We start from the raw sequence: 11,767 nt of genomic DNA, 5'->3' as shown, positions 1-11,767 counted from the left end.
CATAATATTAAAGATTACACTTTCTTAACCCCTCAGAAATGGGTAATGTTTTAATAAAGGGAGCTTAGCTGATATATTTACTAAAACGATTACTAATAATAATGATATGATCCGAAATCAATGTTTACCCTTCTCTTGCTAACACTCATCACTCCTGCGTTCCCACTACGGATATTGAGAACAAACTATCATAAGTTACAAAAGAATCGATTACTGGTCTGAGCGTCAGAAGACGGGGCCTGAGGCCGCGCTTGGTGATTCTCTGCTAAAGGCAAATCAGAATTTTCAGCAATTGCTGTTAAAGTATAGCGCAGAAGCCGGCAGATGGTTTTCGGGCACATCCCCGAGAGCAGGAAAACGTTAGCCTGTTAAAGGTATTACTGGCAGAACGTGAAGCTGAAAAAAGGGAATGGGCTGAACTGACTGAAGAAATCACGGTAATGTTTTCCGTTGGGAAAACACCAAAACACAGTTGGCTGTTATATGAATTGTTAGCACCAAATGGCATTTTCAAATTAAGTATACAAGTTTGTTAATACATAAAAAGCCAATAGTCTCTTACAACTATTGGCTTAAACTACGACACCAAAACTTTATGATACGCTATTTCTCATCTTTAGATAATGAATATGGATATGCAGAGGGATCTGAACCCCTTGCTTTGTTTGGTTCTGCTGACATCTTAAAGTTTAATACTGCCCCGTTCTGTAATCCGCTATGGCTGATCCAGTTTTTGGAGTAGTCTTTACCATTCAGCTGCAGCGACTGCACATAACGATTGTCATCACTGTTTGCTGGTGCATTGATGATCACCTTTTTACCGTTATCCAGCGAGATCGTCACTTTTTTGAATAAAGGCGCGCCCAGAACGTACTGGTCTACACCCGGCGTTACCGGATAAAATCCCATTGCCGAGAAGATATACCATGCAGAAGTCTGCCCGTTGTCCTCATCACCGCAATAGCCGTTAGGGATAGCCTTATACATTCTGTTCATGGTTTCTCTTACCCAATACTGCGTTTTATAGGGTGCACCACCATAGTTATACAGATAAATCATATGCTGGATAGGCTGGTTGCCATGTGCATACTGTCCCATACCCGCAATCTGCATCTCCCGGATCTCATGGATTACGTTTCGGTAATTCTGCTCATCAAAGACCGGAGGCATAGAAAATACGGAATCCAGTTTCTCTACAAACTTTTTGGATCCGCCCATCAGCTTTGCCAGTCCATCCACATCATGGAATACCGACCAGGTATAGTGCCAGCTATTGCCCTCAGTAAAGGCACCGCCCCATAAAAAGGGACGGAAAGGAGTCTGAAAAGTTCCATCCTGATTCTTTCCGCGCATCAAACCTGATGCAGGATCAAACAGGTTCCTGTAGTTCATCGCCCTCTTTTTGTAAATATCAGTTTCCGCAGCAGGTTTGCCTAAAGCTTTACCTAACTGGTAAATCGTAAAATCATCATATGCATATTCCAGTGTTTTGGCCGCATTTTCCCTTACCTTAACATCAAAAGGGATATAACCGAGGTCATTGTAATACTTCACTCCGTCGCGCCCAACGGCAGCCATCGGCCCTTCGTTGTTTGCTCCGTGTTTTAATGCTTCCCAGAGTGTATTGATATCATAGCCCCGTAATCCCTTGATGTAAGCGTCAGAAACTACTGAAGCAGAGTTATTGCCAACCATGATATTTGCATAGCCCGGACTGCTCCATTCAGGCAGCCATCCACCTTCCTTATAATCATTGATCAGACCTTCCTGCATTTCTTTATTGATAGCAGGGTAAGCCAGGTTAAGGAATGGATACAAGGCTCTGAAGGTATCCCAGAAGCCGGTGCCGGCAAACATGTAGCCCGGCAATATTTTTCCATTGTAAGGGCTCCAGTGCACGATTTTATTATCCCGGTCCAGCTCGTAAAGCTTATTGGGGAAAAACAGGGTACGGTACAGGCAGGAGTAAAATGTCCTGAGCTGGTCCGTGCTGCCGCCTTCTACCGAAATCTTGCTTAAAGCCTTGTTCCAGGTAGCTTTTGCTTTGGCCTGCGTAGCGTCAAATGAATCACCTGCAAGCTCTCTCTGCAGGTTTAGCTCTGCCTGATCAAAACTGATAAACGATGATGCTGCTTTTGCAGTTACCTTTTCGCCTTTGGCAGTTTTAAAACCAATCACAGCGCCACTATGATCACTTGTTAATTCCAGCTGGCTGCCCAGTGCATCGCCTTCAAATGTTTTTGTGAGGACAAAATCCTTATTGAAGATAATGACAAAATAATTTTTAAAGTTTTTAGGGAGCGGGCCTCTGGCATATTTAGTAGTATAGCCAATGATCTTTCGCTCGTTTGGAATAATCTTGATGTAAGATCCTTTATTTTGTGCATCTACCACTACAAATGCACTATCCGTTTGAGGAAATGTAAACCTGAACTGTGCAGCGCGTTCTGTAGGTGTAATTTCTGTTGTGACATCGGCATCTGCCAGATAAACACTGTAATAATATGGTTTTGAGACTTCGGCGTTGTGGCTAAACCAGCTGGCACGCTCGTCATCTTTAAACTTGAGGGATTTGGTGACAGGCATAATGCTGAATGCACCATAATCGTTCATCCATGGTGAAGGCTGATGCGTTTGTTTAAACCCACGGATTTTGTCTGCATCGTAGGTATAAGCCCATCCATCTCCTGATTTTCCTGTCTGAGGTGTCCAGATATTCATTCCCCAGGGTAAACCGATAGCAGGGTAAGTATTTCCTGTTGATAGGCTTGGCTTAGACATGGTACCCATCATTGGGTTTACATATTCAACGGGGTCGCTGATCGTTTTTGTGGTCTGCGCAAAAGCAGACGAAACAGCAAGGCTTAAGCAGGCCAGTAATAGTTTTTTCATAGCTTAACTGATAGAAGGATTCTGAACATATGCTGCCCAAAGTTCATCCAGGTTTTTACCCGTGAGCTTGGTCCAGCTTTCTGCAGTATAGGTATGGTCTCGCAATTGCTGGTCAATAGTCTTGATGATACCTGGTTTAACCTTGCTTTCCATCCAGACAAAGAACCTGGCAGTGATTCGGTAGCTGTTCTTATAAGTATGCTCTGGTTTTAATGCAGGCAGGGTCCAGTTGGCGCCGGGGTTATCGATCCCGAATTTATATCTTACATAGTCCGCAATACCTTCAGTAAGCCATCCCGGTCCTACGCTTCTGCCGTAATTCTGAACAATATGCATTCCCTCGTGGGTGACCACATCGATGTCTCCGGGATGCTTGCTCATATAGGCCGGACTGAATACGATTTCGCCATTGGAGGTAGCTGCAACGCCTTTATAGGCTGTATCGATAAAGAATTTTACTTCTTTTAGCGTTTTTGGGTTATACTCTTTAGCAAGTTTTGGATATACCTCAAAAAAGGTAGCTACTAATTTTTCTTTAAGTTTTGGGTCGAAGCTCTGATCGTTGCTCTGATAGGTAAGTGTGTACTTTCCTTTTTTGATCACTTCCTGGGCATGTACCTGGCTGCCCGTTAAGGCAAGGCCGAAACATGCCAGCATAAGTTGGTTTCTTTTCTTCATGTTGTGTGTTTGCAATAGTTAAAGAGGAGACGTCCATTGCTGAACGTCTCCTGTAGCTTATTAGTATCCCGGATTCTGCTGTAAATTAGCATTCAGATCTCTCTGCTGCTGCGGAATTGGGTAAAGTGCTTTGGTAGCTGCGGTAGGTGTATGGTCCCACCAGGTGCCGGTAGTAAATTTGCCAAACCTGATCATGTCATCTCTTCTGAATCCTTCGAATATAAACTCGCGCCCACGTTCTGTGAGCAGTTCGTCCAGCGTAAGCGTAGCTGCGGTATACGGTACATATGTACCGGCAGCATAAGCACGCTGTTTGGAATCATTGATCAGCTGCAGGGCATCGGCTGTTGCCGTACCACCATTTTTGCGCATCAATGCTTCAGCTTTCGCAAAATAGATCCAGGTTAAACGGTATACGTTCCAGTCGGTATTGTTATAGTTCACATCAATTGCTGGAACTCCTCCCGGACCCGCAACCTGATTGCCAAGCTTGTACTTGTTGAAGCGCACACCGCTGTTTTCTTCACCTTCACTCATGTTGGAAACCGTAGAGTTGGTTTTATTTTTCTGGATGTTATCAACAAAAGTCAATTGCAGACCGTTGTATTCCTCAGAAGCTAAAACAGGTGTAACACCATCAGCAAATTTAACCTGCGGACCAATGCTCAGCCAGCTGGACTTGCGTAAATCAGTGGCTTCGTATTTGGTATAATTACCCGGAACCACTACGATTCCGTCATTACCGTTACGGCCGCCACCATAGATTTCCTGTTGTTTAAAGTGGTAGAATTCTCCGGGCCATGAAGGCTCAAAGTTTGCTATGGTAAAGTTATAGGCGATGGAGAAGATCACTTCCCTGGACAAGTCGTTAGTGGTCTTGTATTGATCAGTGATATTCGGATCCAGTGCCATCGTCGCGTTTTGTGCTCCCCCGGTACCATTCATTACTTTGTCGGCTGCAGCAATACAGTCATCCCAGCGGGCAGTACCCGTCCACACTTCGGCATTGAGGTAAAGCTCGGTCAGCATGGCGTAGCCACTGGCCTGCGACATACGTCCCAGCTGTGTTCTGGAAAGCTTTGGTGCTTTGTCTATATTTTCCTTGATTTCTTTTTCTATAAAATTGAAAACATCCTTTCTTGCCATTGTTTCTGGTCTGGCAGGAATACCAACCTGTGTAACTACAGGGATATTTCCAAAGAGGTCCATAAGTTTTAAATAGTGAAACGCACGAAGCAATTTGAGTTCCGCCAGGAAAGAGTCTTTCTCTGTCTGGGTAAGTCCCATGTCAGTAATGCTTCTTTTTTCGATGTTCTCGATCGGGTCATTACAGAATCCTACACCGGTAAACATTAAACGCCAGGCGTTATTCAGTCCTCCTTCATCAACGGTCCAGGTGTGATAGTGTAAACGTTTCCATTTACCACCGTCTTCGCCATGACGTCCTTTTGTTGGCCATGCAAGCTGGTCTGCAGAAAGCTCCGCCGGTCTCCACCAGCCATCCTGTCCGGATGGAGTTACCCAGGCATTGGCATGGGTGTATGGTCTTAAAACAGCCGATAAAACCTCTGTTTTATTGTTGTAAAAATTATCTGCAATCAATTGGTCGTAAGCATTTTCATCGAGCTGTTTTTTACAGGCCGAAGAAAGCATTACGATGAACAGTCCTATATAGGAGATATATCTTTTTCTCATCTCTACTTAATTAAAATCCAATATTTACGCCGAACACAAATGATCTGGTGCTTGGGTAAGCGCTGCGGCTATCGATACCCAGTACCCTGCCGTTAACGTCATTACCGATACCAGTATCCTCAATATAGTCAGGATCGCTGCCGCTATAGCCCGTGATCGTTGCAAGATTTTGTCCGGTCACATACACAGATAACCTGTTGATGTATTTGTTTTTGATCTTGAAATCATACCCAACGGTTACCTCATCCAGTTTTACAAAGGATCCGCTTTCCAGGTAATAATCTGAGTACATGTAGGTATCATTGATCTGGCTGTATTTGCCAAATGTGCTTTCCAGTAGGTTACCGCTCCAGGTTTTATTGGCATATGAAAGTGCTGTGGTATTCAGGATATCATAGTCGAACTTACCTCTCAGAAATACTTTGAGGGTCAGGTTTTTATATCTGAAGTTGTTGCCCAGCGATGCATAATACTTAGGGATGGCGTTGCCAATAGGTGCAAGATCTGTCAGGTTACGGTCTTTGGAGTTGTTGATCTGCGCATTTAAGACCGCCTCACCTTTGCGGTTATAGAATAACCATTTGCCATCTGGTGTAAAACCTGCAAAGCGCTTGCCCCAGAATTCGCCAAGTCTTTCTCCCTCATAAGTAGTATAGGCATCACCCAATGCACCTGCACCACCGATCGGTCCAAATGTCTTATATAAAACCTTGTACTCCTCATTGGAATAGGAATCCAGTGTGTTCTTCAGGGTACTGGCAGTTGCTGTTATATCCCAGCTAAAGTCGGGACGTTTCATTGCTGCATAGCTCAATGCCAGCTCAATACCTTTTGAAGACATCGTTCCAACGTTGGTATAAAGCGAACTTTGTACATACGGAGGCTGTGGAGAAGTATAAGTATCCAACAGGTCCTTAACCTTACGTTTAAACAAATCTACCGAACCGGAAAGCTTATTGCCGAACATGGTAAAATCTACCCCAACGTTTGTTTCAGCTTTTCTCTCAAATCTCAGGTTAGGGTTAGAATTTCGGGTTGGTCCATAAGTTTCCAGATACTGCCCGTCCGGATAGATATAACGGCCACCACCGCCCAGTGTTACGCGGGATGCGTTGTTTGCAAAGCCGCTGTTACCCGTCTCACCGTATCCTACTCTCAGTTTTAAGCTGTTGATAAAAGTGAGATCTTTGACAAACTGTTCTTCAGACAGTAACCAGGCAACCGAAGCAGCTGGGAAATATCCAAATTTGTTGTTGTTACCAAACCTTGATGAGCCTTCACGGCGTAAGATTACGCTTGCAATGTATTTGTTGTTAAATGAATAGTTTAACCTTCCGAAAAGGGCAACCAGCGTATTGTCGTTTTTATTACTGGCAATTGTTGCTTTACCTAATCCCAGGGCAGATCCCTGTGCAAGGTTGTCTTCGCGGAACAAGTCGTTGATGAATCCCCTGTTGGAAGCACTGAAACCTTCTTCGATATGGTATCTGTAGCTATAACCACCAAGTATTGTGAAGTTATGTTTCTCCGCAATAGTTTTGCGGTACTGGATAGTCGGTTCAAATGCATAATCCTGAGATAAGAAAGTACCTCTGGCGGCGTAACCTCCACCCGGGAAACTGGTGTTCTCCACAGAGTTTTCGCCAGCTTTGAGGATGTACTGACCGTCTACACGATTATCCCTTAATGCCGAACCAAATGCAGAGAGTGTAAGCCCTTCGATGATGGTGAAGTCGGCCTTTGCATCCGCTGAGCTTGTTTGCTGTTTGCGGTAGTTTGTTTCCTGATTTAAGCGGGCCAGTTCGTTTCTGCTGGTCAGGTCAAAGCGGTATGTCCCATCAGGGTTGAAATTTGATAGCGTAGGATTTTTAGTCAGTTCACTTTCAAAGCCTTCACCACCTAAAAGATTTGCATTATTTAAGTTTGTAGCAAGATTAACAGCCATCTTTAAGCGGTCGTTGAGTCCGGTTTGTCCGATGCTTAAGCGTACCGTGTAGTCCTTACGACCGTTTTGTTCGGCTATACCATCAAGATCACGGTAGTTGATACTTGCCCGGTACGTTGTCTGATCACCACCACCTGCCAGAGAAAGGCTATGGTTTTGTGAGAAATTGTTTTTGTTGATCAGTCCGGCGTAGAAGTCCGTAGTACTTCCAAAATCCTGCTGCTTGATATCACCCGAAGCGATTCTTGCGCGGAACTCATCCGCTGTAAGGAAATCCAGGCGCTGGTTTAAAACTTCCCTTCTGATGTAGGATGAATAATTGAATTGAGGTGGTCCTTTTTTACCTTTTTTGGTCGTTACGATGATTACACCGGCATTGGCCGTTGAACCATAAATCGCCGCACCGGATCCGTCCTTGAGTACGTCGATCGACTCGATATCATCCTGTTGAAGGAGGTCAAGGTTTCCTCCCGGAATACCGTCGATCACATATAGAGGGCTGGTACTACCCGTTACACTCACGGCACCACGCAGCTGTACACTTACACCACTGTTAGGGTTGGAGCCGCTTCGCGTCACTTGCAAACCTGCTACTTTACCCTGGATCAAATCCAAAGGGTTACGTGCACCCGTGTTTCTGAATTGATCAGGACCTACGTGAGTAGCTGCAGAGGATACTTCCTTAGCGTTTATGGTTCCGTAACCAATACTTACTACGCTGACTTCGCTTAGATTATTGTCTGATGAAATCAGCCTGATGGTTTTGTTTGCTGCTCCGGCACTCTGAGACTGTGAGATAAAGCCAATAAAGCTGAAACTGAGCGTATGGCCCGCTTCCGCTTCAATGCGGTAGGTACCATTTGAATCCGTAAGCACTGTTTTACCTGATGCCGTATTTTTTACTGTTACTCCGGGAAGGGGGATGCCCTTATCGTCCACCACCTTACCGGTGATGATATTTTGAAAGCTGGCAATTTCAACCGGATTGAGGTTGTTGTAGGCCAGCCATTTTGGTCCGCTGGCTCCCAGTACCACGACTGGAGCACTGAGCATCACCATAACAGATAAGCCTGTAAATTTGGGTAGAATAATTTTCATATGTGATTGGTTAGATCATTTTAGAATTAGGGAGAATTAGTTTTCATTTCCCGATTACTAAATCGGTTTACTTTCTAATAGCTGCTATTGGAAAGCACGTTTTTCAGATCATGTAGAGCTCATGTTTATAGCGAAGTTTATTATGGTTAGAATTAAATAGGGGGAAGATGTTTTGTAAAAAAAACACCTCGTTCACAAAGTTGATCATAGTTCAGCTCAGATTTATATGGCTGAAAGGAAGAAGGAGAAAAATCAAAATAGATATTTTTATAAATGATTAAAAATCAATTATATAAATGCTAATAACCCCTGAAAAATCGAAATTTTACAGGGGTTATTCATTGATATTTTAACAATATCACATTAGATTTTCGGGCAGAAATTGCGGAAACTGTTATGAATTGACCGTCTGTTTTTCCTGGTCATTAAATTTGATTTCCATGATCATCTTATCAAATTCCTCACCCTGAACAATGGCCTTGGATTTAACCCGAAACTTGTAGGTGTAGATGGTACTGATTGTGTTTTCTAAAATATTTGCGATGGTTTGGCTATCCTTTATTCCCAGTCGCACCAGGGCAAAAATCCTGAGACTGGTGTTCAGCACTTCAGTCTTTTTGGGAATAATCTGATCCTCTGCTTTCAGCAGGGAATTAAAGGAACTGATAAAATTTGGGAAGAGTTTTAGGAAGATATTATCAAAAGTATCAAACAGTGATGTACGCTCTTTTTTGATATCTATTCCCTTCGCAATTTCTGCAAGGTCTTTATAACTATCATGCCTGATCATCCGCTCTGACGAGCGTTTGATCTTTTCCAGTTTCTGGATATATCCTGATACGACCTGAAAAAAGTAACCTATATATTCTTCTTTAATAATAGCATCTTCAGATAGCTTTTTATTTAAGTGGTCCAGCTGGCGGTTCTGCTCGTTTACATATACCTCTCTTAGCCTTACATCCTGCAGCTTTTTGTAAACTACAAAAAAGGTGATACCGGTAACGGTAATTGCAGCGGCTAAAATACAGATCAGCACAGTCAGCGTATCGTTCTTACTGCTCTCCAAACGAATCAGCTTTTCGGCTTCCAATGCTTTCATGGCTGTCATGATTTCATCGTTGTACAGTTTATTACCATAAAAAGAGGCCTGTTCTGTGGCTTCCTTTAACATAAATTCAGCGTCTTCAATATTTCCTTCCTTAAATAGCAGTTCCGCCAGTCTGAATATAGCAAGAGTTTCTTTAGTCGAAGTTCTGATATCATAGATCGCAGAGGTGGTAATTAAGCTTCTCTTTTCGGGGCCATCAGTAAGATTGCTAAGATTATGGGCCGCGATCGCTTTTTGGTGCTCTGATAGAGTTTCGCGCTGAAGCAGTCTCCTGTAACACGCTGCGGCTTCTTTGGTTTTGTTCATGTTGTTATACAAAACCGCTGTTAATGATAACCTTTCAAAGGAATGGGGAGGTGAAAGCTGGATCGCACAGATCAGTGCTACCATAGATTCTGACTGATGTACAGGTGAATAAAATTTATTGGTGTTGTACATAGACAGGCGTGTGAAAGCCCGTGTTTTCAATTGATAATAACGGAACTTAACCTCGTCGGGCATCAATCCCACTTCCAGCTGGTCTATACCATCAAACGCTTCCTTGAACATGCCGCAGGAAACCTGGATAAAGCCCAGTTTAATCTGGCTTTCATATTTTCTTGGAACATGTTTAAGGGCGGTGGCAATCCTGATGAGCCTTTTGGTGTAAACATGTGCAGAATCAAAAAGATAGTCTTTGTACTCCCAGTAAAGCTTGTCACACAGCAAATACTGTCCCTCCAGATCACTGGAAGATGTACGCTGAAGTTGATTTCTCAGCCGTATTATCTTTTGTTCTTTCTTTGTATCATACTCTTTTTTTCTTAGTATCTCCATCTTCAAAACCGACAGCAAGCTATCTTGCTGATGACAGAGCGCAGCGTAGGGCAGTAGAAAATAAATTATAGTAGGTATAAAAAATTTCATGGGTTTCAGTGAGTTATCGATAGTTGCTGAAGATAGCATACCACTCTAACATTTTATAGTATAATGTGCGTAATAATTATACGTTTGAACAAATCTTTTGCTGGTGTATAGCTCAAAGATAAAACTGGCGTGCCGAATATTTATAACAGAGTCTATTAACAGGATTTTTAACTATTTCTTTACTTTTTCGTCCTCTTTCCTGCATTTGTTCTTTTGGCATTTATATTCAGTTCGTGTGCCGGCAGGAAGAACGTGGTGTATGACCGTGAACTGAAAAGACTCAAAGCTATTACAGTAACATACCTTGCGGAGGCTAGTCGAGGAAGCCTTGCGGATACAAAATCTGTCCATGCTTCTCCGCAATAGCCTGTAGGTTTTGAATAGATTCAGCATCCATCGGTGGCTGCGGAAGAAATTCTCTGGCAGCTATAGGTTCGCCGATTTCTTCAAAAAATTCTTCCAGGCCGGCAGGGACAACTGTACAAAGCAACTGCGCCAATTTATCGCTTACATTTTTAAAATAATGTACAATACCTCCTTCGGGCACTACAACGAAAGAGCCTTTCTTCGCCAAATATGATCCGGCTTCTGAATGAACCTCCACTTCGCCCTCCACAATGTAAAAGGACTCATAGAAATTGGCGTGGGAATGCGGTCCGGGGCCATTTTGAGGAGGTACCAGCATTTCAATGGTTGAAAATGCTCCATTAGTTTGTTTGCCGGAAACGAGTATACGGTAGTTACCGCCTGCCACTGACAAAATTTCCCCGCCGGTAGGGTCTACTGTAATCGGTGTTGCTTTTGAGTTTTCCATAGGAATATAGTTGTTATAAATTTTACGTTTTCAAACCAGAACAAGCGCTGATCAGCTTCTGTTTTTCTGACTCTCAATTACATATTTTTGTATAAGCATGTTGAGTTGTCCTTTTTTGATAGCGGCTTTTGCAAAGAAATTAAATACAGGCTCAGCAAATTTCTGAAATCCTGCCATCCGTGAATTGCTTAAGTAAACAAACAAGCACAGGTCTGTGAATTTCTTTGGTGTTCCGGCCTGGGTAGCTAAGCCATCGTTTGCCAATCCTTTTAAAATGAAGAGGGCATGCTCAAAGTTCCTGTTCCCAGGATCTATAGTGGTAGTGATGATACATTCTTCGTGAGAAACATTATGGTAATAATGGTTCTCATTCGCATCGATGGTGGCCACATTACCCTCTTTGAGCTGCATGATTGCTTTTCCTTTACCTACCTCCAGGGTTCCCTTCAGGACAGTAAAAGTTTCTGAAAACAAGCTGTGATAATGCCATGGCGTTTTTTCTCCTGGAAGAATGTTCAGTTCCACTATGCTTTGCCCTTTGCTTTCTGCTGATCTGATCAGTTTAGCGTATCCTGAGTTTCTCATCGTGTTTTTGTTTGAGGTTTTGTTACTAGCAGCACAATGCCAAAGC

Annotated in this window: 7 protein-coding genes; all 7 read right to left on the bottom strand. The window is 43.2% G+C overall.

The features are described 5' to 3' along the window. Positions 1 to 603: 603 nt before the first annotated feature. Positions 604 to 2,892, bottom strand: coding sequence for a GH92 family glycosyl hydrolase (locus ABWY16_RS18805; RefSeq protein WP_353906208.1), 2,289 nt, complete (start codon positions 2,890 to 2,892; stop codon positions 604 to 606). 3 nt (positions 2,893 to 2,895) lie between these two features. After that, entirely contained in the window at positions 2,896 to 3,570 is a 675-nt protein-coding gene (locus ABWY16_RS18800; protein WP_353906207.1) for a basic secretory protein-like protein, read from the bottom strand. Positions 3,571 to 3,630: 60 nt separating this feature from the next. Continuing rightward, the gene (locus ABWY16_RS18795) at positions 3,631 to 5,265 is read right to left on the bottom strand and encodes a RagB/SusD family nutrient uptake outer membrane protein (protein WP_353906206.1); all 1,635 of its coding nucleotides are present in this window, start codon (positions 5,263 to 5,265) and stop codon (positions 3,631 to 3,633) included. A gap of 10 nt (positions 5,266 to 5,275) precedes the next feature. Next, a complete protein-coding gene (locus ABWY16_RS18790) occupies positions 5,276 to 8,308 on the bottom strand; it encodes a SusC/RagA family TonB-linked outer membrane protein (RefSeq protein WP_353906205.1) in 3,033 nt (1,010 codons plus the stop codon). A 394-nt stretch (positions 8,309 to 8,702) separates the two neighbouring features. Then, complete coding sequence (locus tag ABWY16_RS18785) at positions 8,703 to 10,232, bottom strand: SusR-related protein (RefSeq protein ID WP_353906204.1); 1,530 nt, start codon at positions 10,230 to 10,232, stop codon at positions 8,703 to 8,705. Between the two features lie 403 nt (positions 10,233 to 10,635). Further along, positions 10,636 to 11,136 carry a cupin domain-containing protein gene (locus tag ABWY16_RS18780; protein ID WP_353906203.1) on the bottom strand — a complete coding sequence of 167 codons (501 nt, stop codon included), beginning with the start codon at positions 11,134 to 11,136 and terminating at the stop codon, positions 10,636 to 10,638. Between the two features lie 51 nt (positions 11,137 to 11,187). Beyond that, on the bottom strand, positions 11,188 to 11,767 hold a 580-nt coding region (locus ABWY16_RS18775; RefSeq protein ID WP_353906202.1), incomplete at its 5' end, for a cupin domain-containing protein.

It is taken from the genome of Pedobacter sp. (genome assembly GCF_040513095.1).
Classification (GTDB): Bacteria; Bacteroidota; Bacteroidia; order Sphingobacteriales; family Sphingobacteriaceae; genus Pedobacter.
This window is presented reverse-complemented; position numbering and strand designations above follow the sequence as displayed.

Bases quoted from the DNA above. Each gene is read 5' to 3' on its own strand.
- ABWY16_RS18800 (WP_353906207.1), bottom strand. From the start codon at position 3,570: ATGAAGAAAAGAAACCAACTTATGCTGGCATGTTTCGGCCTTGCCTTA.
- ABWY16_RS18795 (WP_353906206.1), bottom strand. From the start codon at position 5,265: ATGAGAAAAAGATATATCTCCTATATAGGACTGTTCATCGTAATGCTT.
- ABWY16_RS18805 (WP_353906208.1), bottom strand. From the start codon at position 2,892: ATGAAAAAACTATTACTGGCCTGCTTAAGCCTTGCTGTTTCGTCTGCT.
- ABWY16_RS18785 (WP_353906204.1), bottom strand. From the start codon at position 10,232: ATGGAGATACTAAGAAAAAAAGAGTATGATACAAAGAAAGAACAAAAG.
- ABWY16_RS18790 (WP_353906205.1), bottom strand. From the start codon at position 8,308: ATGAAAATTATTCTACCCAAATTTACAGGCTTATCTGTTATGGTGATG.
- ABWY16_RS18780 (WP_353906203.1), bottom strand. From the start codon at position 11,136: ATGGAAAACTCAAAAGCAACACCGATTACAGTAGACCCTACCGGCGGG.